The sequence below is a fragment of the Terracoccus sp. 273MFTsu3.1 genome (assembly GCF_000383675.1).
In the GTDB taxonomy this organism is placed as follows: Bacteria; Actinomycetota; Actinomycetes; order Actinomycetales; family Dermatophilaceae; genus Terrabacter.
Genome location: NZ_KB911826.1, coordinates 25,495 through 48,419, shown reverse-complemented (window position 1 = coordinate 48,419; position 22,925 = coordinate 25,495). Strand labels below are relative to the sequence as shown.

The following is a 22,925-nucleotide window of genomic DNA, read 5'->3' as shown; positions in this document are numbered from 1 at the left end:
AGAGTGTCCGCCGACCCAGCACTGCGTCGCGAGATCCCCGACGCAACCGTCGCGCGGCTTCCCGAGTACCTCCGAACGCTCTCGCGCCTCGCTGAGGACGGCGTCCTGTCGGTCTCGTCGGAAGAGCTCGCGGCCGAGGTCGGGGTGCGCTCCGCGCAGCTGCGCAAGGACCTCAGCCACCTCGGCTCCTACGGGGTCCGCGGCGTCGGCTACGACGTCGAGACGCTCGCCCTCGAGATCTCCCGTGCCCTCGGCCTGACCGAGGACTGGCCCGTCGCCATCGTCGGGATGGGCAACCTCGGGCACGCGCTCGCCTCGTACTCCGGCTTCGTCACCAAGGGCTTCCGCATCGTCGGTCTCTACGACGACGACCCCGCGCTCGCCGACGAGAAGATCGTCGGTGTGGCGATCCGCCCGCTCGCCGAGCTCACCGAGCACCACGCCGTCGACCCCATCGCCATCGGCGTCATCGCGACGCCGGCACCCGCCGCGCAGGCCGTCTGCGACGCCCTCGTCGGCGCCGGCATCAGCTCGATCCTCAACTTCGCGCCCGCGGTGCTCTCCGTCCCGAGCGGCGTGGACGTACGCCGGGTCGACCTCTCGACCGAGCTGCAGATCCTCGCCTTCCACGCCCAGCGCAAGTCGCTGGCCGCGGGCGACCTCCGGTCGGCGGTGGCCGCGCCATGAGCCTTCTCGTCATCGGCCTGTCCCACCACACCGCCCCGCTGTCGGTGCTCGAGGCGCTCTCGGAGCGCCCCGGCCGCGCCGAGGCCATCGCCGCCTCCGTGCTCAGCTCGGCCACGGCCACCGAGGCCGTCGTGCTCTCCACGTGCAACCGCCTCGAGGTCTACGCGTCGGTGCCCGCCTTCCACCCGGCCGTCGCCGCCATCGGTGAGGCGCTCGCCCTCGCTGCCGGCGTCGAGGAGCCCGAGGGAGTGCGTCGCGTCGCCGACCTTCCGCCGGGCGACCCCGCCGACGCCCTCGCCGCCCGGGCCGAGGCGCTCGCCGACCACCTCTACGTGCGCTACGACGACGCTGCCATCGCCCACGCCTTCACCGTCGCCTGCGGGCTCGACTCGATGGCCGTCGGCGAGGCCCAGATCCTCGGTCAGATGCGCGACGCGCTCGCCGGGGCCCAGGGCCGCGGTCAGGTGGGGGAGTCGCTCAACGCGCTCTTCCAGGGCGCCCTGCGCGTCGGCAAGCGGGCGCACACCGAGACCGACATCGACCAGCACAGCGTCTCGCTCGTGCAGATCGCCCTCGAGGAGGCCGCCGCGGTCCTCGGCCCGCTCGAGGGTGTCGCCGCCGCGGTCGTCGGGGCCGGTGGCATGAGCGGCCTTGCGGCCGCGACCGTCCGCCGCCAGGGCATCGGGTCCCTCACCATCGTCAACCGCACGCCCGAGCGTGCCGAGCGCCTCGCGGCGACGACGTCCGGTGTCGCCCGTCCCTGGGACGACCTGGCCGCCGTCCTCGCCGAGAGCGACCTCGTCGTCACGTGCACCGGGGCGGTCGGCCACGTCATCACGGCCGACATGCTGGCCGCGAGCGCGAGCCGCCGCGGGGGTCGACCCCAGGTCGTCGTCGACCTCGCCCTCCCGCGCGACGTCGAGCCCGTCGTCTCCTGGCCACACGCCGTCCCGGGCGTCTCGCTCGTCGACCTCCAGTCGCTGGGGCTCCTGCTCGAGGGTCGCGCCGACACCACCCAGGTCGTCCGAGTGCGCGAGCTCGTGACCGGTGAGGTCGCCGACTACCTGACGCGCCGCATGGAGAAGTCCGTGGCGCCCACCGTCGCCGCTCTGCGCGCCCGAGCCGCCGCGCTCGTGGCGACCGAGATGGAGCGGCTCGACCAGCGGCTGCCCGGCCTCGACGAGGCCACCCGTGCCGAGGTCGGCCTCGCCGTGCACCGCATCGTCGAGAAGCTGCTCCACACGCCGACCATGCGGGTCAAGGAGTTCGCGATGGAGGGAAGCGGCGACGACTACGCGGCCGCCCTGCGCGAGCTCTTCGACCTCGAGCCCAAGGACGTCGCCAACGTGTCCACGCCGCCGAAGCGGGCCCAGCCATGACCGCCCTGCGTCTCGGGACGCGCCGATCGGCCCTCGCCACCACCCAGTCCGGGTGGGTGGCCGACCGGCTGCGCGAGGCCGGCCACGAGGTCGAGCTCGTCGAGATCACGACGGAGGGCGACGTCTCGGGCGAGCTGCTCACGGCGATCGGTGGCACCGGCGTCTTCGCCGCAGCCATCCGACGAGCCCTGCTCGACGGTCGCATCGACGTCGCCGTGCACTCGCTCAAGGACCTCCCGACGGCACCCGAACCGGGGCTCGTCGTCGCCGCGGTACCCGTGCGCGAGGACAGCCGCGACGTGCTCGTGGCTCGCGACGGGCTGACTCTCGGCGAGCTGCCCGCGGGCTCCGTCGTCGGCACCGGCTCGCCGCGTCGCACCGCACAGATCGCAGCGCTCGGGCTCGGCATCGAGATCCGTCCGATCCGTGGAAACGTCGACACCAGAATCGGGTTCGTCTCCTCCGGTGCGCTCGACGCCGTCGTGCTGGCGCGCGCCGGACTCGCACGGCTCGGGCGTCTCGACGAGGCCACCGAGGTCATCGACCCGATCCAGGTGCTGCCGGCGCCCGGCCAGGGCGCCCTCGCCGTCGAGTGCCGGTCCGACCGCGACGACGTCGTGGCCGCCGTGTCCGTGCTCGACGACCCCGACACGCGGGCCTGCGTCGAGGCCGAGCGCTCGCTGCTCGCGACGCTCGAGGCCGGGTGCACCGCCCCCGTCGGGGCGCTCGCCGAGGTCGTCGAGGGCGACGACGGCCTCGAGCTGTCGCTGCGTGCCTTCGCCGGTGCGGAGGACGGCTCCGTCGAGCTGCGCCGCTCACTCGTCGGGCCCTACGACGAGCCGGCCGTTCTCGGCTCGCGCCTGGCCCGAATCCTGCTGGAGGACGGCGCCGCCGACCTCCAGGTCGCCACGTCAGCTGGACCTGCCCCAGACCACGCCCCACACCAACCGGAGCAAGTTTCGTGACTCCTTCCCGCCAGCCGTCAGAGCAGACGGACTCGACTCCCACCCACGCGACGACGCCGGCGTGTGTCGCCTTCGTCGGCTCCGGACCGGGCGACCCCGGCCTCATGACACTGCGCGGCCGCGACCTGCTCGCCGCCGCCGACGTCGTGATCCTCGACCGGATCGCCCGCGACGACGTCGTGCTCGAGCACGCCCGCCCCGACGTCGAGATCATCGACGCCGGCCACGGCGAGCAGGGCCAGGAGCTCACCCACGCGGTGCGCGCCAAGCTCGTCGTCAAGGCTGCGAAGTCGGTCGCCCCCGGCGGCCTCGTCGTGCGCCTCATGGACGGGGACCCCGCGACCTTCAACGGCCTCGTCGAGGAGGTGCGTGCCTGCCGCAAGGCCGGCATCACCTACGACGTCGTGCCGGGGGTGTCCGCGCTCACGGCCGGGCCGACGTATGCCGGCGTGCCCCTGACGTCCAAGTCGACCGGGGCCGTCCACGTCGTCGGGGTCGACCGCTCCGGCGTCGACTGGTCGGCCTACGCGGCCGACACGGACACTCTCGTGCTGCTCGGCGGCACCGAGGGCATCCGCGCCGCCCTCGCCGCGCTGCGCGCTGCGGGACGTCCGGCGGACGCCCTCGTGGCGCTGACGGCATACGGCACCACCGTGCGCCAGTCCTCGGTCGCGACGACCCTCGGGGACGCCGACGGGGTCTTCGGTGGCAAGGAGCCCCTGCAGGTGTCGCTCGCCGTCGTGTCCCCCAACGTCGGGCTGCGTGACGAGTTCTCGTGGTTCGAGTCCAAGCCGCTCTTCGGCTGGAAGGTGCTCGTGCCGCGCACGCAGGCCCAGGCCGGCTCCATGGTCGACCGGCTCGCCGGCTACGGCGCCACGGCCGACGTCGTGCCGACCATCTCCGTCGAGCCGCCGCGTACGCCGCAGCAGATGGAGAAGGCCGTCAAGGGCCTCGTCACCGGACGCTACGAGTGGGTCGGCTTCACCTCGGTCAACGCCGTGCGCGCCGTGCGCGAGCGCTTCGAGGAGTTCGGTCTCGACGCCCGGGCCTTCGCCGGCCTCAAGGTCGCCGCGGTCGGAGGCGTCACCGCCGCCGCTCTCCGCGAGTGGGGCATCAACCCCGACCTCGTGCCGGCGGGCGAGCAGTCCGCCGCCGGCCTGCTCGAGTCGTGGCCCGAGTTCGACGAGGTCCTCGACCCGATCAACCGCGTGCTGCTGCCCCGCGCCGACATCGCGACCGAGACGCTCGTCGCCGGACTGCGCGACATGGGCTGGGAGGTCGACGACGTCACGGCCTACCGGACGGTCCGCGCCGCCCCGCCCGCCGCGTCGATCCGCGACGCCATCAAGGGCGGCGACTACGACGCCGTGCTCTTCACGTCGAGCTCGACGGTGCGCAACCTCGTCGGCATCGCCGGAAAGCCCCACGCCGCAACGGTCGTCGCGTGCATCGGGCCGGCCACGGCCAAGACGGCGCAGGAGCACGGCCTCCGGGTCGACGTCCTCGCGCCCGAGGCCTCGGCCCTCAGCCTCGTCGATGCGCTCGCCGGCCACGGCGTCGGCCTCGCCGTCGCCGCGGCCGAGGCGGGCCAGGCGGTGCAGCGTCCCAGCGACAAGCGTCCGGCCTCGCGCCGCCGCGCCCGCTGAGACGAGGCCCTGATGATCGAGCGTCCCCGTCGCCTGCGCCAGACCCCCGTCCTGCGATCCCTCGTCGCCGAGACCCGGCTGCACCCGCGCGACCTCGTGCTGCCCGTCTTCGTCGGGGAGGGTCTGACGGAGCCGCGCCCGATCACGAGCATGCCCGGCGTCGACCAGCACACGCTCGAGAGCGTCGTCGAGGTGGCCCACCGCTGCGTCGCGGCCGGACTCGGCGGGATCATGCTCTTCGGGGTGCCGCAGGACAAGGACGCGACCGGATCGGGGGCCGTCGACCCCGGCGGCATCCTCAACGTCGCGCTGCGTGCCGTGCGCGACGCCGTCGGTGACGACCTCGTCGTCATGGCCGACACGTGCCTCGACGAGTTCACCGACCACGGGCACTGCGGCGTGCTCGACGAGCACGGTCGCGTCGACAACGACGCCACCAACCTCCTCTATGCCGAGATGGCCGTCGCGCAGGCTCGGGCGGGCGCCCACGTCGTGGCGCCCTCCGGGATGATGGACGGGCAGGTCGCCGTCATCCGTGAGGCGCTCGACGCCGAGGGCCTCACCGACACCGTGATCCTCGCCTACTCGGCCAAGTACGCCTCGGCCTTCTTCGGGCCCTTCCGCGAGGCCGTCCAGTCGAGCCTGCAGGGCGACCGCCGCACCTACCAGCAGAACCCGGCCAACATCGTGGAGTCCCTCCGCGAGATCGACCTCGACATCGCCGAGGGCGCCGACATGGTCATGGTCAAGCCCGCGATGTCCTACCTCGACGTCGTCGCGGCCGCGGCGGAGCGGTCGTCGGTGCCGGTCGTGGCCTACCAGGTGTCGGGCGAGTACTCGATGATCCACGCGGCCGCCGCGAACGGCTGGATCGACCTCCGGGCCGCCGCGATCGAGTCCCTCACCTCGATCCGCCGCGCCGGTGCCCAGGTCGTGCTGACGTACTTCGCGCTCGACGTGACCGAATGGACCGCCTGACACCACTACCATCTGTGCAATCGCAGGAGGTTGACATGTCAGGTACAGGGGATGACGGCGTGCGGTGGCTCACCGATGCCGAACAGGCGTCGTGGCGGGCCATCCTGCGCGGCACGAGGCTGCTCGAGCGTGCGCTCGACGACGCGCTCGGCGACGCCGGTCTGCAGCTGAGCGAGTACGAGATCATCTCGATGCTCTCCGAGAGCCCGAACCACCGGCTGCGGATGTCCGAGCTCGCGGCCATGGTCGTCCAGTCGCGCAGCCGGCTGACGCACACCGCGAAGCGGCTCGAGGACCGCGGCTGGGTGACGCGCGAGCAGTGCTCCGACGACAAGCGCGGCGTCGAGCTCGTCCTGACCACCGGTGGTCTGGCCGCCGTCGGCGACATCGCGCGCGTCCACGTGCAGAGCGTGCGCGCCAACCTCGTCGACATCATGACCCCGACGCAGTTCACGGCGATCGGCGACGCCATGGCCATCGTGCGTGACCACCTCGACCCGAACGGCACGAGCGGCCACTGACGACCCGACGGGGCGCACCCAGCATCGGTTGAGAGACTGGGTGCATGAGCTCGCAGCCCGTCACCGTCCAGACGACCACCGACGCCCCGGCGTCCGCCGCGCTCCTGGCCCGGGCCAGCGAGGTGATCCCCGGTGGGGTCAACTCGCCGGTGCGCGCCTTCCGGGCCGTCGGTGGCACGCCGCGCTTCATGGCGAGCGGGGCCGGTCCGTGGCTCACCGATGCCGACGGCAAGCGCTACGTCGACCTCATCTGCTCGTGGGGCCCGATGATCCTCGGCCACGCGCACCCCGACGTCCTCGCGGCCGTCACCGAGGCGGCTGCTCGCGGCTTCTCGTTCGGCACGCCCAGCGAGAACGAGGTGCGCCTCGCCGAGGAGATTGTGCGGCGGGTCGAGCCCGTCGAGCAGGTCCGCCTCGTCAACTCCGGCACCGAGGCGACGATGTCGGCCATCCGCCTCGCCCGCGGCTTCACCGGCCGCGACGTCGTCGTCAAGTTCGCCGGCTGCTACCACGGTCACGTCGACGCCCTCCTCGCCTCGGCGGGCTCGGGTGTCGCGACCTTCGCCCTCCCCGACTCGGCCGGCGTGCCGCGCTCGAGCGCCGGCGAGACGATCGTCCTGCCCTACAACGACGTCCCGGCCCTCGAGGCAGCCTTCGCCGAGCGCGGACACGAGATCGCCGCCGTCATCACCGAGGCTGCGGCCGGCAACATGGGCGTCGTCCCGCCGGCTCCCGGCTTCACCGAGGCACTGCTCCGCGTCACCAGGGCGCACGGCGCGCTGCTCGTCTCCGACGAGGTGATGACCGGCTTCCGGTGCAGCGCCTCAGGCTTCTACGGCCTCGAGGGCCCTTATGCCGCAGGGGCGCCCGACCTCTTCACCTTCGGCAAGGTGATGGGTGGTGGCTTCCCGACGGCGGCCTTCGGCGGCCGTGCCGACGTCATGGCGCTCCTCGCTCCGCTGGGGCCCGTCTACCAGGCCGGCACGCTGTCCGGTAACCCTGTCGCCTCCGCCGCGGGCCTCGCGACGCTCCAGGGCTGCACGCCCGCCGTGTACGAGCGCCTCGACGTCGTCTCGCACACGATCGCCGACGCCGTCGCGCGCGAGCTCTCCGCGGCCTCGGTGCCGCACACGATCCAGTGGGCCGGCTCGATGTTCTCCGTCTTCTTCCGCGACGGGGCCGTCGCGAACTACGACGACGCCAAGGACCAGGACACCGACGCCTTCCGGCGGTTCTTCCACTCGATGCTGAGCCAGGGCGTGCACCTCCCGCCGAGCGCCTTCGAGTCGTGGTTCGTCTCGGCCTCGCACGACGACGAGGCCGTCGACCACGTGCTGGCGGCCCTGCCGGCCGCCGCCCGCGCGGCTGCCTCCGCGGACTGATCCGGCGGACTGATCCGGCGGACTGACCCGCACACCGACCCCGCGCCACCCGTCGCGCAACCGGTCCGAGGTGATCGCGGCCGACACGGCCAGCCGCGATCACCCCGGACGGGCGTGGGGGAGCGGGCGACACGGCATACGGCACGGACCACGCGCTGTGCATTGGGTCAGGGGGTGACTCGGCTGCCCGGGAGCCGGACGAGGCGGCCTTGGGTCACGGAGTGACCCAGTGCACAGGGCCGCGACCAGGCACCCTGCTCGCGGCTCGCCCGGCATACGGCAGCGGGGATTGTGGCCTCGACCCACGAGGAGGACGCTGGTCGGTGACGGCGGCGCCGTCGGGGTGCCGCCCCGACCGAGGGAGGTGGGGTCGTGCACGCACGCTCCACGACGGTCCTGGGCCGTCCCGGCATGATCGAGAGCGGCATCGCACACGTGCAGGACGTGGTGATGCCGCAGGTCAGGGCGATGGACGGCTGCGTCGGCCTGTCCATGGTCGCCGACCGTGTCAGCGGCCAGTGCATCGTCACGACGGCGTGGCGTGACGAGGCCGCGATGCGCGCCACCGCCGACACCGTGGTCCCGTTGCGTCGGCAGGCGGCCGACCTCCTCGGCGGTGAGGCCACCGTCGAGGAGTGGGAGATCGCCTACCTCCACCGTGACCACCGCGTCGCCGACGGCTGCGCCGCCCGGGTCACGTGGACCGACGGCGACCCGGCCATGGTCGACCGGATGCTCGACGCCTTCAGGATGGGCATCATGCCGCGGGTCGAGCAGCTCGAGGGCTTCTGCAGCGCCAGCCTCTTCGTCGACCGTGCCTCCGGACGGGCGTGCGTCACCGCGACGTACGACTCCCCGCAGGCGATGATGGCGACCCGCAACGCGGCGATGGGCCTGCGGGCCGACCTCGTGCAGGAGACCGGCATGAGGATCACCCAGATCGGCGAGTTCTCCCTCGCCATTGCACACCTCGACGTGCCCGAGCTCGTCTGACGCCGGTCGTCCCCGGGCCTAGTGGACGGCGGCGAGGAGCACGCCGACGCCGACGAAGAGCCCGCCGAAGACGCGGTTGAGCGTGCGCTGGCCCGACTCGCGCTGGGTCAGCCGCCCCAGCCCGCGTGCCGCCGCGGCGAAGAAGAACCACATGACGATGACGTCGATGGCGATCACCGTCGCGGCGAGCACGGCGTACTGCGGCAGCAGGGGCTGCTCCGGCCGGATGAACTGCGGCGTGAACGCGAGGAAGAAGACGACGGCCTTCGGGTTGGTGAGGTTGACGAGCGGCCCGCGGCGGAACATCGACCACGCCGGCTCCCGCTGCACCTCACCCACCCGTGCCGCAGCCGCGCGCGACCGGAACTGCCGGATCCCGAGGTGGACGAGGTACGCGGCGCCGGCGTACCGGATGACGGTGAAGAGCACTGGTGAGCCCGCGACGAGGACGCCGACGCCGGCGGCCACGACGGCGATGTGGGCGAGCAGCGCGACCTGCTGGCCGAGGATGCCCCAGATCGAGCGCGTCCAGCCGGAACCGAGCGAGTTCGCCATCGTGTTGATGGCCCCGGCGCCGGGGGTGAAGGAGATGAGCGCGCCCGTCGCGACGAGCGTCAGCCAGAGTGACCACGACACGTCACGGAGTGTAGGGCGACCCCCGTCCGTGGCGCCGGTCGTCCCACGGACGACGTGACGTCGGCCACGGGTGCCGGGGACCGCTACCGACGGCGTACGCGTGGGGCCGCGTCGGCGGGGCGCTGCTCGGTGTCGCTGCACGTCACAGGGGGTGCACAGGCTCAGGTGCGGATTCGGTCCTGAGCACGACGTTTGAGAGACTGTCGAGCATGGGTGAGAGCACGAGCGGGGTGGCGCCGGGCGCCGACGACCTCACGGTCGTGCACCTCATGCGACACGGTGAGGTCCACAACCCCGACGGCGTGCTCTACGGGCGCCTCGACGGCTTCCACCTCTCCGACCTCGGCCAGGAGATGGCGCGCCTCGTGGCGGCCCACCTCGAGGCCAACGACATCACCTACGTCGTCGCCTCGCCGCTCGAACGCGCGCAGGAGACCGCGGCCCCCATCGCGGCCGACCACGGCGTCGAGATCGCCACCGACGTGCGCGTCATCGAGTCCGAGAACCAGTTCGAGGGACGGTCGGTCGGCCTCACGGACCTGCTCCACCCGCGCAACTGGCACCTCTTCCGCGACGTCACGAAGCCCTCCTGGGGCGAGCCCTACGAGGACATCGCGACCCGGATGCTCGCAGCCGTCGCCGACGCGCGCGACGCCGCTCGCGGGCACGAGGCGGTCGTCGTCAGCCACCAGCTGCCGGTCTGGACCGCACGCAACAAGCTCGAGGGACGCCGCCTCTGGCACGACCCGCGCAAGCGCGAGTGCACGCTCGCCTCGCTGACGTCGCTGACCTACCGCGGCGACGAGCTCGCCTCGATCACGTACTCCGAGCCGGCCGCCGAGCTGCTCGCGAGGGCGAGCAAGAGCGTGGGCGCCTGATGGACCACCTCGACCGACGCACCGCACTGCGGTGGGGCGTCGTCGCCATGGCCGGAGGCCTCGTGACGTTCGCGGCCGCCTGCTCGTCCGACCCGAACTCCGTTGCGGACCAAGCCCGCTCAGGTGACCGCAAGGGCTACGTCGCGGGCGACGGCTCCATCGAGCAGCTGCCCTCCACCGACCGTGGCGAGCCGGTGGAGCTCGCCGGCACGACCCTCGAGGGCAAGCCGTGGAGCAGCGCCGAGCGCGCCGGCACCGTCCTCGTCGTCAACGTCTGGGGCTCGTGGTGCCCGCCCTGCATCGAGGAGACGCCCGCGCTGCAGAAGGCGTGGGAGACCGTGCAGGCGAAGGGCAAGAAGGTCGAGTTCATCGGCCTCGACAAGCTCGAGGGCCCCGAGACCGGGCTCGCCTTCCAGACCGCCAACAAGGTGACCTACCCCTCGCTGGCCTACGACGGCGGCGTCCCGATCCTCTCCCTCCAGGGCAAGGCCTCGGCCACCCCGACGACGCTCGTGCTCGACCACCAGGCCCGCATCGCGGCCCGTGTCTCCGGTCCCGTCTCGACGACGACCCTGCTCGGCCTCATCGACGACGTCCTCGCCGAGAAGGCCTGAGGTCCTCGTGGCTACCGAGCTTGCCTCAGGGTCACTCCTCGCCGCGGGGCTCGTCGCCCTCGTGGCCGGGTTCGTCTCGTTCGCCTCACCGTGCGTGCTGCCCCTCGTGCCCGGCTTCCTCGGCTACGTCACCGGTCTGTCCGACGTGTCGCTCGAGAAGCGGTCGCGCGGCCGACTCGTCGTCGGGGCGCTGCTCTTCGTCCTCGGCTTCACGGTGGTCTTCCTCGTCGCGGCCGCCGCCGTCTCGGCCGTCGGCCTCGCCTTTCGCGAGCACCAGAGCGCGCTGATGCGCGTCGGCGGTGCCGTGGTCCTGATCATGGGTCTGCTCTTCCTCGGGCTCGGCCGGTCGTATGCCGCCCCGGTGAGCTGGCGACCGCGTGCCGGACTCGCGGGGGCCCCGCTGCTCGGCGCCGCCTTCGCCATCGGCTGGTCGCCGTGCATGGGCCCGACGCTCGGAGCCATCCAGGCCATGGCCGCCCCGATCTCGGCCGAGTCGGGCTCGATCGGACGCGGCCTCGCCCTCGCCGCCGTCTACTCGATCGGACTGGGTCTGCCGTTCGTGCTCATGGCGGCGCTGTGGGAGCGCGCCGGCACGGCGAGCGACTGGCTGCGTCGGCACCGCCGCGCCCTCCAGAACGTCGGCGGACTGCTCCTCGTCGCCGTGGGCCTGCTCATGCTGACCGGGGTCTGGGAGGACGTCATCGTCTGGCTCCAGGTGCGGCTCGTCAACGGCTTCCAGGTGGCGATCTGACATGAGCACCGACACCAACCCCGCGACCGAGAGCACCGAGAGCACGGAGCACACCCCGCCGGGTGCGAAGCCCACGTCGGGCGCGCCGGGCCGTGACGGCATACGCACCGGGATGCGTCCCGACCGGCAGGAGCCGACGCTCCCCACCCTGGGCGCGATCGGGATGCTCCGCTGGGGCTGGCGGCAGCTGACGAGCATGCGCACGGCGCTCTTCCTGCTCCTGCTGCTCTCCATCGCCGCTGTCCCGGGCTCGATCTTCCCGCAGCGCAACATCGACGCCGGCCGGGTCGCCGACTACATCGCCCAGAACCCGACGAGCTCGCCGTGGCTCGACAAGCTCGGCTTCTTCGACGTCTACGCGTCACCGTGGTTCTCGGCGATCTACCTGCTGCTCTTCGTCTCCCTCGTCGGCTGCATCGTGCCGCGCACGAAGGTGCACCTGTCGGCGCTGCGCTCGCGGCCGCCGCGCGCCCCCGCTCGGCTCGCGCGTCTCGACGAGCACGCCGAGATCACGACGAGCCTCTCGCCCGACGAAGCCCTGTCGGCCGCGCGAGCCGTGTTGAAGCGCAAGCGGTTCCGGCTGCACTCGCACGACGCGACGAGCGTCTCCGCCGAGTCCGGCTACCTCCGCGAGACCGGCAACCTGCTCTTCCACCTGGCCCTGACCGGCATCATCATCGGCATGGCGGTCGGCCACCTGCTCGGCTGGCGCGGCGACATCATCCTCGCCGAGGGCGACAAGTTCGCGTCGTCCGCGGGCACGTACAACACGATCTCGCCCGGGCCGTGGGTCGACACCGAGACCCTGCCGCCCTTCGTCCTCTCGCTCGACCAGCTGCACGTCGAGTTCAACGAGACGCCGGGCCGCTCGTTCGGCACGCCGCGCCTCTTCGACGCGCAGACGACGCTGCAGAGCTCGCCCGGTGCCCCGAAGAGCAGCGAGAACGTCTCGGTCAACCACCCCATCACCGTCGACGGCGCCGACATCTTCCTGCTCGGCAACGGCTACACGCCCGTCATCACGGTCAAGGACGCCAAGGGCTCCGTGCTCTACCGCGAGGCGACGCCGTTCCTGCCGCAGGACGGCAACTACCGCTCGGTCGGCGTCATCAAGGTGCCGTCGGCCTCGCCGAAGCAGCTCGGCTTCACCGGTTTCTTCCTGCCGACCGCAGAGCCGACCTTCACCAACGGGCCGGTGTCGATCTTCCCGGACACCAACAACCCCGAGGTGGCGCTCTCGGTCTGGGAGGGCAACCTCTTCCCGGGCGGCGCCCCCCAGTCGGTCTACACGCTCAACACCGACGAGATGAAGCAGGTCACCAAGGCCGACGGCTCGCCCGCCCTCATCCGCCTCAAGCCCGGCCAGACCTACCAGCTCCCGGGCGACCGCGGCTCGATCACCTTCGACAGCGTCAAGCGCTTCGCCGGCCTGTCGGTGCGCACCGACCCCGGCGCGCCGATCAGCCTCGTCAGCGCCATCCTCGCGACGCTCAGCCTGATCCTCGGCCTCACCATCAAGCGCCGCCGCGTCTTCGTCCGCGTGCGCCCGGCCCCGGCAGCCGCGGGCGACGGCCCCGGCGGCCCCGGCGGCGGCACGCCTGACGGCCCTGCCGGCGCCGACGGGCGACCGGCTACCGTGGTCACCATCGGTGGCCTCTCGAAGGACTCCGACCCCGGGCTCGCCGCGATCGTCACCGCGATCACGACCGGCGTGCACGACCGCCTTGCAGAACGGACCGACCGCTCGTGAACCTCGCAGCCAACGCCAACGCAGCGCTCTACGCGTCGATGATCGTCTACACGCTCGCCATGCTCGCCTTCACCTGGCACCTGGCCGCACGAGCCCCCAAGGTGGCCGACTCGAAGGCGGTCGCCGAGGTCGGCGCCAACGAGCGCGAGGGCGTCCTCGTCGGTTCCGGCGCACCTACTCCGGCCGAGCGCCGCCCTGCGACGCCGTATGCCGCCGGGCCGGGCTTCGAGGAGAGCCTCAAGAGCCGCCAGCGCGGCAGCATCGCCCTGATGCTCACCTACCTCGCGTCGGCGCTGCTCGTCGCGTCGGTGCTCATGCGCGGCCTCGCCGTGGGCCGCCCGCCGTGGGGCAACATGTTCGAGTTCGCGACGGCCGCCGCCGCGGCGGTCGGGGCCGCCTACAGCGTGCTCGCCAAGCGCAACAACTGGCAGTGGCTCGGCGTCTTCATCGTCACGCCCATCCTGCTCGTGCTCGGCCTCGCGCTGACGGTGCTCTACACCGAGGCCGGCGAGCTCATGCCGGCCCTCAAGTCCTACTGGCTCGGCATCCACGTCTCGGTGGCCTTCCTCGCCGTCGCCTTCTTCACGCTGGCCTTCGCGGTCGGCCTCCTCTACCTCGTGCGCCTGCGCCGCGAGGAGAAGCCGCCGGTCAAGCCCACCTTCATCGAGTCGCTGCCGTCGTCCGCCTCACTCGAGCGGACGGCATACAGCCTCAACATGGTGGCCTTCATCCTCTGGACGTTCACGCTCATCGCGGGAGCCATCTGGGCCAAGCAGGCCTGGGGCGCCTACTGGCAGTGGGACCCCAAGGAGGTCTGGACCTTCGTCATCTGGACGGTCTACGCCGCCTACATGCACGGCCGCGCGACGGCCGGGGTCGACCACCGCAAGTCGATGTACATCGCGCTCGCGGGCTACGTCGCCGTGATCATCAACTTCACGTTGGTCAACCTCGTCTCGACCTTCGTCGGCATGCACAACTACTCGGGCATGTGACGGTGGTCTGACGTGGTCCGCTACTCCCTGCTCCGCATCCTTATCTTCTTCGGCTTCCTCTTCCTCTTCTGGCTCATCGGCCTGCGCAACAACCCCGTGCTCCTGCTCGGCGCCTCGGCGATCGCCTCGGCGGCCGCGTCCTACATCCTGCTGCGCGGCATGCGTGACGAGATCACGGCCAAGCTCGTCGAGCGCCACGAGGCGAAGCTCGAGGCCAAGCACGCGGTCGACCCGACGAGCGACGAGTTCGCCGAGGACCTCGAGGACGAGCGCCCGGTCCGCGACGCCGACACCACGGGTGCGGCCACCGAGGACCCCCGCAACGCCGACCGCTGACCCCACTCGAGTTAGCGCACAACCACAGTCGAGTGAGCGCCCAACCACAGTCGAGTGAGCGCCCGATCACAGTCGAGTGAGTACGCCGTCACACCGGTCCCGGAGCATGTGACCGAGCGCTCACTCGAGTGGGACGGGGCGCTCACTCGAGTGGGCTTGCGGGCGGGTGTGGTCTCAGGCCGTGGTGCCCAGGCGGGCGGCGATGCGGGTCGCCGTGGCCGCGGCGTCGTCCCCGACGCCGAAGAGCAGGGACGAGCGCCGCCGGCGCAGGAAGTGGACGCCGACGAAGTGCAGGTCCGGCGCCACGACGCTCTCGCCGTCGACGTGCACGGGGAAGCCCTGCTCGTCGACGAGCCCGGGCACGTCGACCCACTCGGTGTAGCGCGAGCGGAAGCCCGTCGCCATGACGACCGCTCCGAAGCCACGCAGGTCGAGCTCGGTGGGCGCCGACGTGTCGAGAGGTCCGGGCTCCGGGATCTCGGGCGGCGTGACACCGCGATCCCGGCAGCCCGCGAGGATCGTGTCGCGCACGAACGCGAACCCGGCATCGCCGGCCGCGATGACCTCGGGGAGGTCGGGCGCGAACCGCGCCGTGTGCCCGTCGATGTCGACGAGGTGCCCCACGAGACGCACGCCGAGCACGGCGAGGGTCCGGTAGTGCAGGTCGTGCCCGCCGCCAGCGCCGGTCGCCTGGACGTTGGCGCCGTGCCGCGCCGCAGGGCTCGGAAGCTGGTCGGGCGTCTGCTCGTAGAAGCTCGAGTCCAGCAGCCACTCGAAGAGGTCGCGGCCGCCCACCCGCCGGAGGAACCACGGCGCCCTGCCGCACGCCATGACGACGTCTCGCCCCGACAGCGCGAGCTCCTCGGCGATCTGGCAGGCGCTCTGTCCGCTCCCCACCACGAGCACCGCGCCGTTGGGCAGCGCGCCCGGGTTGCGGTAGCCGAGGACGTCGACGCACGTCACGTCCGGCGAGAGTCCGGCCACGGCCGTCGGTCGGAGCGGCTGCTGGTACGCGCCCGTCGCCACGACCACGATGCGGCTGCGGATCGTGTCGGCGTCGGTGCGCAGCTCGAACGCGCCGTCGCGTCTCCAGAGCCCGTGCACGGGGACCCCCTCACGCACCCGACCGAGCCGGCCGGCATACGCCTGCAGGTGCCCGGCCACCTCCGTGCGGGTCATGAAGCCCCCGGGGTCGTCGCCGTCGTAGGCCGCGCCCGGCAGGCGGACGGTGTGGTTGGGGCCGACGAGGGTGAAGCTGTCCCACCGGCCGAGCCACGAGGACCCGGGCACGCTCGCCTCGAGGACGACGTGCTCGACGCCGCGCTGGTCGAGCTCGTGGCTCGTCGCGAGGCCCGCCTGCCCCGCCCCGACGACGACGACGTCGATCTCCTCGGTCATCCGTCCACCGTGGCACCGGGAGGCCCGCCCGTCAGCCGAATGCCACACCCACCCGGTCGGACGGCCGCAGCACCGGGTCCCGCAGGACCACGGCGACCCGCGTCTGCCCAGTGGGCCGGCGGTTCACCGGATCAGGCGCGGCCGAGCGCGAGGCCCACGGCGAGCAGCAGCGACCACGCGAGCTGGAACTGCCCCGTGCCGGCCAGGGCCGGGATGAGGCCCGGCCCCGTGGCGCGCCCGACGACTGCCTGCATCGGCCGCACGACGAGCGGCGCCGACAGGAGCGCGAGCAGGGCCCACGGCGACGTGAACGAGGCGAGGCCGGTCATGACGAAGGCGACGGCGATCAGCGCGACGTAGAAGGCGCGGGTGCCCGACTCGCCCATCCGCACGGCGAGCGTGCGCTTGCCGTGCTCGCGGTCGGTCGGGATGTCGCGCAGGTTGTTGGCGACGAGGATCGCCGAGGCGAGCGACCCGACGCCGATGGCGCCCCACCAGCCCGCGGCGGTGGGTGGGGTCATCGTCGCCATCGTGCCGAGGGTCGCGACGAGCCCGAAGAAGACGAAGACGAAGACCTCGCCGAGGCCGAGGTAGCCGTAGGGCCGCTTGCCTCCGGTGTAGTACCAGGCCGCGACGATCGCCGCCGCTCCGATCGGGATCATGATCCACAGCTCCGACAGACCGACGAGCGCGAGTCCCATGAGCGCGGCGAAGAAGAAGCACGCGAAGGCCGCGATCTTGACCGAGCGGGGTGCGGCGAGGCGCTGGCCCACGAGCCGCACCGGCCCGACGCGCACCTCGTCGGTGCCGCGGATGCCGTCGGAGTAGTCGTTGGCGAAGTTGACCCCGACCTGCAGGGCCAGGGCGACGACGAGGGCGAGGACGGCATACGCCCAGACGACGTGACCGGTCTGGTAGGCGGCGCCGGTGCCGACGAGGATGGGCGAGACGGCGGCGGGGAGCGTGCGAGGGCGAGCGCCCTCGATCCACTGGGACAGGGTGGCCATGGAGTTCCGGAGGGTCCTTCTACAGCTTGCGGAGGAAGTCGGGGTCGTCGTCGGGGCCCATGGGGCCTCGGGGCCCGGGTGGACGGCGGCCGGGCCCGCGCGACGCGGGACCGGGTCCGCCCCGGGCGTCGCTGCGCCCGGCGACGAGCCAGAAGACCGGGCCGAGCACCGGCACGAGCACCGCGAGCAGCCAGACGGTCTTGGGCATGATCCGCACGAGCCGACGATCGGTCTGGAGGCAGTCGACCAGCGCGTAGATCGTGGCGAAGACGACGAGGGCGATCAGCACGACGCGCAGCACGGCGACCTCCTTCGGCGACGGGTGGGACACCCCCATCTTGCCACCGCTCAGGCGAGGCCCTGCACGGCGCGTCGGATGGCGGCTCGATCGGGTTTGCCGGGCCCGCGCTGGGGGATCTCGGCGAGCACGAGGACCCGCCGCGGCAGTGCCGCGTCCGGGAGGATGCCGCGCAGGCGCTCGCGGACGGCGCGGGTCGTCAGGTGACCGGTCGGGTCGACGAGCGTCACTGCGGCACAGACGGCCTCGCCCCACTCGGGGTCAGGAAGGCCGAGCACCACGACGTCGAGGACGTCGTCGAGGTGCCGGGTCATGGCGTCCTCGACGACCCCGGGGTTGATCTTGAGGCCGCCGGTGTTGATGACGTCGTCGGCGCGGCCGTCGATGACGAGCAGACCGTCGTCGTCGAAATGGCCGAGGTCGTCGGTGCGGAACCAGCGGACGCCGTCGGGGTCGACGGTGAAGGCGTCACGGCTGAGGCGCGCCTCGCCGAGGTAGCCGTGCGCGACGGTGTCGCCGCCGAGCACGACGTGTCGGTCGTTGTCGACGTGGACCCGGCTGACGGGCAGCGGGATGCCGTCGTAGACGCAGCCGCCGGCCGTCTCGCTCATGCCGTACGTGAGGCTCAGCGCGACGCCCACCGCGCGGCAGCGCTCGACGAGGGCCGGGGGTGTGGCCGCGCCGCCGACGAGCACCCCGTCGAAGGTGCGCAGGGCGTCGAGCCCGGCGGGGTCGTCGACGAGACGGGACAGCTGCGTCGGCACGAGCGCGGTGTAGCGCCGGGGTGCCGCGCTCGTGGGCCGCACCCGAGCCGCAGCCTCCGCGAAGCCCGCGACCGAGAAGCCGTCGCGCAGGTCGAGCACCTCCGGCGTGACGCCCGACGCGAGCGACCGCAGCAGGACCTGCAGCCCCGCGACGTGGTGGGCCGGCATGGCGAGCAGCCAGGCACCGCTCCCGCCGAGGACCTGGTGGGTGGCCCAGGCCGACCGCTCGAGGGCGTCGGCCGTCAGCAGCGCGCGCTTGGGCCGACCGGTCGAGCCCGAGGTGCCGATCGCGACCGCGAGACCGTCCGGCAGCTCGGCAGGGTCGTGGAACGGCACCGACGGCGGCGGCGCGTCGGCGGCATACGGCAGCACCGGGGAGCGGCCGGTCAGGGCCGCCTCGAGAGTGGGCAGCACGTCGAGGACGGCCGGTCCGGCGGGGATCGCCAGCGGGCGGGGGGACGGCGCGGCCATCAGGCACGTCTCGCTCTCGGGGGTGCGGTGGGGGCGGCGCGCCGGCGCTGGCGTGCGGCCATGGCGACGGTCCAGACGAGCGCGACCGCGCAGACGGGGAAGCCGACGTAGGGGTTGAGCGGGAGCACGATTCCGAGGGTGCCGCCGACGACCCACAGCACCTGGAGCATCGTCTCGGACCACGCGAAGACCGACGTGCGGACGTTCTCGGGGACCTCGCGCTGCACGAGCGCGTCGAAGCCGAGCTTGGACAGCTGCGCCGACATGCCCTGGACGAAGCCGAGCACGACGAGCGTCCACACGCCGTACCAGATGCCCGTCGCGACGCAGCAGACGGTCGCGGCGAGCACCGACACCATGGCGATCCGCTCGGGCCGCTGGTCGCGCACGACGTTGCCGACGACGCTGCCCATGCCGTTGCCGACGCCGATGGCCACCGCGATGAAGGCGAGGACGAGCTCGCCGCGGATGCCGTCGATGGGGTGCTCCTTGGCGAGGAACGCCATGAAGAGGATGAGGAAGCCGGTGAGCACCCGGGTGCCACCCGTCGACCACATGGCGTGCATGACGGGCCACGGGATCGCCTGCTTGCGTCGGCGGAAGCGCCCGAGCGGGCCCAGCGAGTCGACCGTGAGCGCCTCGCCCTCCGAGGGCGTATGCCGCCGGGCCGGGTCGTCGCCCCAGCCGCGCCGGGTGCCGCGGAGCGAGCCGGCCCCGGGTGCGCTCGCGTCGTCGTGGGCGCCTCGCACCGGGATCGGGGTCGTGTCCTCGATGGAGACCTCGCCGAGCGAGCTGTCGACGCGCGCCGGCAGGCGGATCGCCTGGACGGTGGCGACGACGAAGATGACGAAGCCGACGCGAAGGGCCCAGGAGGGTCCGGCGAGCATCGCCACCCCGCCCAGGACGCCGCCGACGACCGCACCGACGACTCCGGCCATCGAGACCCGCGAGTTGGCCTTGACGAGGGTCGTGCCCGGTGGCAGCAGCCGTGGGACCGCTGCCGCGCGCGTGATGGTGTAGGCCCGGGAGGCGACGAGGCACCCGAGCGCGGCGGGGAAGAGCCAGCTGCTGTCGTGGGTGATGGCCTCGGCGAGCACCCAGCAGAGGAAGGCCCGGACGGCGAGCGTCGTGCCGATGGCCCAGCGCCGGCCGTGGGAGAAGCGGTCGAGGAGCGGTCCGATGAGCGGCGCGACGAGGACGAACGGCACCATCGTCAGCAGCAGGAACGTCGCGACGTCGCCACGGGCCTGGGCGGTCTGCGGGTTGAAGAAGAGGGTGCCCGCCAGGGCCAGGGTCATGATCGTGTCGCCTGCGGTGTGGCTCGCGTGCAGCTCGGTCATCCGGGCCAGACCGCTCTCGCCGGCCCCGCCGGAGTGGGTGTACGCGTGCGCCTTCGCGGCGGCGAAGCGGCCCGAGCGCGCGGTCAGGCGGGCGGTGCCGGTGGCCGCCCGCCCGAGCCCGCGCCCGACGGCGCGGGTCGCGTTGGCCGCGGTCGTGCGCGGTGGCTGGCGGAAGTCCGCGGGCCGGCCCCCCTCGGGCACGTCCGGGGTCTCGGGTGCGGGAGGGGGAGCGGCCGACCCTCCGGTCCCGTGCGGGGCGCGTGCCGCGCCGCGATGGCGTGGCGCAGCACCGGTCGCGGGACCGGGCGCGGGACCGGGCGCGGGACTGGGCGCGGCACCGGGCGCGGCACCGGGCGCGGCACCGGGCGCACGACGGCCCGGGCTGGCGCGGCGGTCGTCACTCGGTTCCACTCCAACATCCTGCCCTGTCCCGCTGCCCGGTGGGCGACCGACACCGGCTTCGCCGTGACCGGGGCGTCCTTCCTCCGGAACGCCGGCGTCCACGCCGCCGCTGCGCCCTCCCACGTGGTTACCCTCAGGTCGTGACGACCGTGCCGGACGAGGGACTGGCGGGGACCGGGGCCGGGGGCCGACGGCGCCCTCGCGCGCGTTTCACCGTCGTGCTCGGGATCCTCTGGCTCGTCGTGCCGCTCGTGCTCTTCCTGCTCGACCACTCCGTCCTGCTGGCCGGCAACCCGGCCCAGGTCATCGCGCTCGCGGCGAGCGGCCTCATCGGCGTCGTGCTCCTCGTGCGGGACCGCTCGGCGCCGAACCCACGACCTCGCAAGGCGCGACCGGTGCTTCGTGCCCTCGGCCGGGTGGCCGGGGTCCTCGTCACGGTCGTCGTGCTCGGGGCGCTCGTCTGGCTCCGGCCCTTCGGGGCGACCCCGGAGGCCGTGGCCGCGATGTCCGGCAGCGCCGACGTGCGCGTCATGGACGCGCCGGCCCACATCGTCATCGCGCCCACGAGCGGCACTCCGACTCGCGGCCTGATCTTCCAGCCCGGCGCCCGCGTCGACCCGCGCGCCTACGTGCCCATGCTCTCCGAGGTGAGCCGGCAGGGGGTCATCGTCTTCGTCGTCAAGCAGCCGTTCGGCATCGGCTTCCTCGCGACGACGGCGCCGCACGCCTTCATCGACCGTCATCCCGAGGTGACCTCGTGGACGATCGCCGGGCACAGTCTCGGCGGCGTCGTCGCGGCCGGCTTCGCCCACGACCACCCCGGCGTCGTCCGGGGACTCGTGCTCTGGGCGTCCTATCCGGTCGACTCCCTGGCCGACCGTACCGACCTCACCGTGGCCTCGGTGAGCGGCACCAGCGACGGTTTCACGACGCCCGCCGACATCGCGGCCAGCCGGCCGCTCCTGCCCGGCGACACGGCATACACCGCCGTCGCGGGGGCCGTGCACTCCTACTTCGGCGACTACGGCGACCAGCCCGGGGACGGCACCCCGACGGTCAGCCGGGCCGAGGCGCAGCCTCAGATCGTGGCCGCCACCGTCGCCCTGCTCGACGGGCTCTGAGGCGTCAGAAGTACCAGGGGAAGGGCGACCAGTCGGGCTCGCGCTTCTCGAGGAACTGATCGCGGCCCTCGACGGCCTCGTCGGTCATGTAGGCCAGACGGGTCGCCTCGCCGGCGAAGACCTGCTGGCCCATGAGCCCGTCGTCGGTGAGGTTGAAGGCGAACTTGAGCATCCGCTGCGCCTGCGGGCTCTTGCCCATGATCTCCGTCGCGACCTGCAGGGCCTCGCGCTCGAGGTCGGCGTGGTCGGCGACGATGTTGACGGCGCCCATCCGCTGCATGTCCTCGGCGGAGTAGGTGCGTCCGAGGAAGAAGATCTCGCGCGCGAACTTCTGGCCGACCATCTTGGCGAGGTAGGCGCTGCCGTAGCCGGCGTCGAACGAGCCGACGTCGGCGTCGGTCTGCTTGAAGCGGGCCTGCTCGCGGCTGGCGATCGTCAGGTCGCACACGACGTGGAGGGAGTGGCCGCCGCCGGCCGCCCAGCCGTTGACGACGGCGATGACGACCTTGGGCATGGTGCGGATGAGCCGCTGCACCTCGAGGATGTGGAGGCGCCCGCCCTGGGCCTTCGTGCGCGCGGCGTCGATGCCCGACGATGTGGCGTCGGCGTCCGGCGACGTCGCGTACTGGTAGCCGGAGCGGCCGCGGATGCGCTGGTCGCCGCCCGAGCAGAAGGCCCACTTGCCGTCCTTGGGGCTCGGACCGTTGCCGGTGAGCAGGACGACGCCGACGTCGGGCGTCATGCGGGCGTGGTCGAGCGCGCGGTAGAGCTCGTCGACGGTGTGCGGGCGGAAGGCGTTGAGCACCTCGGGCCGGTCGAACGCGATGCGCACGACCCCCGACTCCGCGTGCGGGCGACCGGCCACGGGCCGGCGCCGGTGGTACGTGACGTCGGTCAGGTCGAAGCCTTCGACGGGCGCCCACTCGCTCGGGTCGAAGATCTCGGAAACGGCGCTCTGGCCCGGCTCGCTGCTCACGGACCGACCCTATCGGCGGGGTTAGGGTCGGCCGTATGCCCATCCCTCCGTACGTCTCCCACCTGCGCACCATGGTCGGCCGGGAGCTGCTCTGGATGCCCGGGGTCACGGCCGTCGTGCTGCGCGAGGTCGCGGACGGCGCCGACGAGGTGCTGCTCGTCAAGCGCTCGGACAACGGCGCGTGGACGCCCGTCACCGGCATCGTCGACCCGGGCGAGGACCCGCACGTCACCGCCGTCCGGGAGGTCGAGGAGGAGGCGTGCGTCGTCGCCGAGGTCGAGCGGCTCGTCTGGGTCTCGGCGAGCGGCGTCGTGACGCACGACAACGGCGACCTCGGGCAGTACCTCGACCACACCTTCCGGTGCCGCTGGGTCTCGGGCGAGCCGCGACCCGGTGACGACGAGTCGACCGAGGCGCGGTTCTTCAGCCTCGACGCCCTGCCGCAGATGGGCCAGGTCTTCCGCGACCGCATCGCCGTGGCCGTCGACGACCCGCGCGACGTCGTCCTCGGCCCCCTCGCCCACTCGAGTGAGCGCCCCGCCCCACTCGAGTGAGCGCCCCGTCCCACTCGAGTGAGCGCTCCGCCCCATTCGGTGGACGTGACATCTGTCAGGGGGAGTCGCTGACAGAGGGGCCG

General features: G+C 72.8%; 23 protein-coding genes. 16 read left to right on the top strand and 7 right to left on the bottom strand.

The genetic code is table 11. The features are described 5' to 3' along the window. Positions 1-3: 3 nt before the first annotated feature. The 8 genes from H283_RS0118675 (at position 4) to H283_RS0118635 (ending at position 8,551) form a co-directional block, all read left to right on the top strand. Complete coding sequence (locus tag H283_RS0118675) at positions 4-687, top strand: redox-sensing transcriptional repressor Rex (protein WP_020145048.1); 684 nt, start codon at positions 4-6, stop codon at positions 685-687. Continuing rightward, positions 684-2,066, top strand: a complete 1,383-nt coding sequence (gene hemA / locus H283_RS0118670; protein WP_020145047.1) for a glutamyl-tRNA reductase — start codon at positions 684-686, stop codon at positions 2,064-2,066. The genes H283_RS0118675 and hemA overlap by 4 nt, the downstream gene beginning before the upstream one ends. Next, the gene (hemC, locus tag H283_RS0118665; RefSeq protein ID WP_020145046.1) at positions 2,063-3,031 is read left to right on the top strand and encodes a hydroxymethylbilane synthase; all 969 of its coding nucleotides are present in this window, start codon (positions 2,063-2,065) and stop codon (positions 3,029-3,031) included. The genes hemA and hemC overlap by 4 nt, the downstream gene beginning before the upstream one ends. After that, the gene (locus H283_RS0118660; RefSeq protein ID WP_020145045.1) at positions 3,028-4,677 is read left to right on the top strand and encodes a uroporphyrinogen-III synthase; all 1,650 of its coding nucleotides are present in this window, start codon (positions 3,028-3,030) and stop codon (positions 4,675-4,677) included. The genes hemC and H283_RS0118660 overlap by 4 nt, the downstream gene beginning before the upstream one ends. 12 nt (positions 4,678-4,689) lie before the next feature. Further along, positions 4,690-5,655, top strand: a complete 966-nt coding sequence (gene hemB / locus H283_RS0118655) for a porphobilinogen synthase (protein ID WP_020145044.1) — start codon at positions 4,690-4,692, stop codon at positions 5,653-5,655. Between the two features lie 35 nt (positions 5,656-5,690). Then, the gene (locus tag H283_RS0118650) at positions 5,691-6,176 is read left to right on the top strand and encodes a MarR family winged helix-turn-helix transcriptional regulator (protein ID WP_043650150.1); all 486 of its coding nucleotides are present in this window, start codon (positions 5,691-5,693) and stop codon (positions 6,174-6,176) included. Between the two features lie 44 nt (positions 6,177-6,220). Then, positions 6,221-7,558, top strand: coding sequence for a glutamate-1-semialdehyde 2,1-aminomutase (hemL, locus tag H283_RS0118645; RefSeq protein ID WP_020145042.1), 1,338 nt, complete (start codon positions 6,221-6,223; stop codon positions 7,556-7,558). A gap of 372 nt (positions 7,559-7,930) precedes the next feature. Next, positions 7,931-8,551, top strand: coding sequence for a hypothetical protein (locus tag H283_RS0118635; protein WP_020145041.1), 621 nt, complete (start codon positions 7,931-7,933; stop codon positions 8,549-8,551). An 18-nt stretch (positions 8,552-8,569) separates the two neighbouring features. Here H283_RS0118635 and H283_RS0118630 read toward each other — a convergent pair whose 3' ends face one another. Further along, positions 8,570-9,187, bottom strand: a complete 618-nt coding sequence (locus H283_RS0118630; protein ID WP_020145040.1) for a LysE family transporter — start codon at positions 9,185-9,187, stop codon at positions 8,570-8,572. Between the two features lie 209 nt (positions 9,188-9,396). Here H283_RS0118630 and H283_RS0118625 point away from each other — a divergent pair, with 209 nt between their 5' ends. The 6 genes from H283_RS0118625 to H283_RS0118600 are packed head-to-tail and all read left to right on the top strand — an operon-like array spanning position 9,397 to position 14,511. After that, positions 9,397-10,065, top strand: a complete 669-nt coding sequence (locus H283_RS0118625; protein WP_020145039.1) for a histidine phosphatase family protein — start codon at positions 9,397-9,399, stop codon at positions 10,063-10,065. Continuing rightward, positions 10,065-10,679, top strand: coding sequence for a TlpA disulfide reductase family protein (locus H283_RS0118620; RefSeq protein ID WP_020145038.1), 615 nt, complete (start codon positions 10,065-10,067; stop codon positions 10,677-10,679). Before H283_RS0118625 ends, H283_RS0118620 begins: the two co-directional genes overlap by 1 nt. Positions 10,680-10,686: 7 nt before the next feature. Beyond that, the gene (locus H283_RS0118615) at positions 10,687-11,430 is read left to right on the top strand and encodes a cytochrome c biogenesis CcdA family protein (RefSeq protein WP_020145037.1); all 744 of its coding nucleotides are present in this window, start codon (positions 10,687-10,689) and stop codon (positions 11,428-11,430) included. A gap of 1 nt (position 11,431) precedes the next feature. Then, on the top strand, positions 11,432-13,180 hold the full coding sequence (locus H283_RS0118610; protein ID WP_020145036.1) for a cytochrome c biogenesis protein ResB: 1,749 nt from the start codon (positions 11,432-11,434) through the stop codon (positions 13,178-13,180). After that, positions 13,177-14,175 (top strand): c-type cytochrome biogenesis protein CcsB, encoded by a 999-nt coding sequence (gene ccsB / locus H283_RS0118605; RefSeq protein ID WP_020145035.1) that lies wholly within the window; start codon positions 13,177-13,179, stop codon positions 14,173-14,175. Before H283_RS0118610 ends, ccsB begins: the two co-directional genes overlap by 4 nt. Before the next feature lie 12 nt (positions 14,176-14,187). Then, complete coding sequence (locus tag H283_RS0118600; protein WP_020145034.1) at positions 14,188-14,511, top strand: DUF4229 domain-containing protein; 324 nt, start codon at positions 14,188-14,190, stop codon at positions 14,509-14,511. Between the two features lie 174 nt (positions 14,512-14,685). On the opposite strand, the gene H283_RS25715 is transcribed toward H283_RS0118600, so the two are convergent. The 5 genes from H283_RS25715 to H283_RS0118575 form a co-directional block, all read right to left on the bottom strand. Continuing rightward, positions 14,686-15,909, bottom strand: a complete 1,224-nt coding sequence (locus H283_RS25715) for an NAD(P)/FAD-dependent oxidoreductase (protein ID WP_020145033.1) — start codon at positions 15,907-15,909, stop codon at positions 14,686-14,688. 131 nt (positions 15,910-16,040) lie between these two features. Further along, entirely contained in the window at positions 16,041-16,916 is an 876-nt protein-coding gene (locus H283_RS0118590) for a 1,4-dihydroxy-2-naphthoate polyprenyltransferase (RefSeq protein WP_020145032.1), read from the bottom strand. 19 nt (positions 16,917-16,935) lie between these two features. Next, entirely contained in the window at positions 16,936-17,253 is a 318-nt protein-coding gene (locus H283_RS0118585; RefSeq protein WP_020145031.1) for a PLD nuclease N-terminal domain-containing protein, read from the bottom strand. Between the two features lie 11 nt (positions 17,254-17,264). Then, positions 17,265-18,449 (bottom strand): o-succinylbenzoate--CoA ligase, encoded by a 1,185-nt coding sequence (gene menE / locus H283_RS0118580; protein WP_020145030.1) that lies wholly within the window; start codon positions 18,447-18,449, stop codon positions 17,265-17,267. Continuing rightward, the gene (locus H283_RS0118575; RefSeq protein ID WP_020145029.1) at positions 18,449-19,990 is read right to left on the bottom strand and encodes an MFS transporter; all 1,542 of its coding nucleotides are present in this window, start codon (positions 19,988-19,990) and stop codon (positions 18,449-18,451) included. The genes menE and H283_RS0118575 overlap by 1 nt, the downstream gene beginning before the upstream one ends. 341 nt (positions 19,991-20,331) lie before the next feature. Here H283_RS0118575 and H283_RS0118565 point away from each other — a divergent pair, with 341 nt between their 5' ends. Beyond that, positions 20,332-21,312 (top strand): alpha/beta hydrolase, encoded by a 981-nt coding sequence (locus tag H283_RS0118565; protein WP_020145028.1) that lies wholly within the window; start codon positions 20,332-20,334, stop codon positions 21,310-21,312. Positions 21,313-21,316: 4 nt separating this feature from the next. Here H283_RS0118565 and H283_RS0118560 read toward each other — a convergent pair whose 3' ends face one another. Then, complete coding sequence (locus H283_RS0118560; protein WP_020145027.1) at positions 21,317-22,288, bottom strand: 1,4-dihydroxy-2-naphthoyl-CoA synthase; 972 nt, start codon at positions 22,286-22,288, stop codon at positions 21,317-21,319. A 35-nt stretch (positions 22,289-22,323) separates the two neighbouring features. Between H283_RS0118560 and H283_RS0118555 the strand changes: the two genes are divergently transcribed. Then, entirely contained in the window at positions 22,324-22,842 is a 519-nt protein-coding gene (locus H283_RS0118555; RefSeq protein WP_020145026.1) for an NUDIX domain-containing protein, read from the top strand. Positions 22,843-22,925 lie beyond the last annotated feature (83 nt).

Coding starts and splice junctions, on each gene's coding strand:
- H283_RS0118620 (WP_020145038.1), top strand. CDS start 10,065: ATGGACCACCTCGACCGACGCACCGCACTGCGGTGGGGCGTCGTCGCC.
- H283_RS25715 (WP_020145033.1), bottom strand. CDS start 15,909: ATGACCGAGGAGATCGACGTCGTCGTCGTCGGGGCGGGGCAGGCGGGC.
- hemA (WP_020145047.1), top strand. CDS start 684: ATGAGCCTTCTCGTCATCGGCCTGTCCCACCACACCGCCCCGCTGTCG.
- H283_RS0118625 (WP_020145039.1), top strand. CDS start 9,397: ATGGGTGAGAGCACGAGCGGGGTGGCGCCGGGCGCCGACGACCTCACG.
- hemC (WP_020145046.1), top strand. CDS start 2,063: ATGACCGCCCTGCGTCTCGGGACGCGCCGATCGGCCCTCGCCACCACC.
- H283_RS0118585 (WP_020145031.1), bottom strand. CDS start 17,253: ATGGGGGTGTCCCACCCGTCGCCGAAGGAGGTCGCCGTGCTGCGCGTC.
- H283_RS0118650 (WP_043650150.1), top strand. CDS start 5,691: ATGTCAGGTACAGGGGATGACGGCGTGCGGTGGCTCACCGATGCCGAA.
- hemB (WP_020145044.1), top strand. CDS start 4,690: ATGATCGAGCGTCCCCGTCGCCTGCGCCAGACCCCCGTCCTGCGATCC.
- H283_RS0118590 (WP_020145032.1), bottom strand. CDS start 16,916: ATGGCCACCCTGTCCCAGTGGATCGAGGGCGCTCGCCCTCGCACGCTC.
- hemL (WP_020145042.1), top strand. CDS start 6,221: ATGAGCTCGCAGCCCGTCACCGTCCAGACGACCACCGACGCCCCGGCG.
- menE (WP_020145030.1), bottom strand. CDS start 18,449: ATGGCCGCGCCGTCCCCCCGCCCGCTGGCGATCCCCGCCGGACCGGCC.
- H283_RS0118555 (WP_020145026.1), top strand. CDS start 22,324: ATGCCCATCCCTCCGTACGTCTCCCACCTGCGCACCATGGTCGGCCGG.
- H283_RS0118610 (WP_020145036.1), top strand. CDS start 11,432: ATGAGCACCGACACCAACCCCGCGACCGAGAGCACCGAGAGCACGGAG.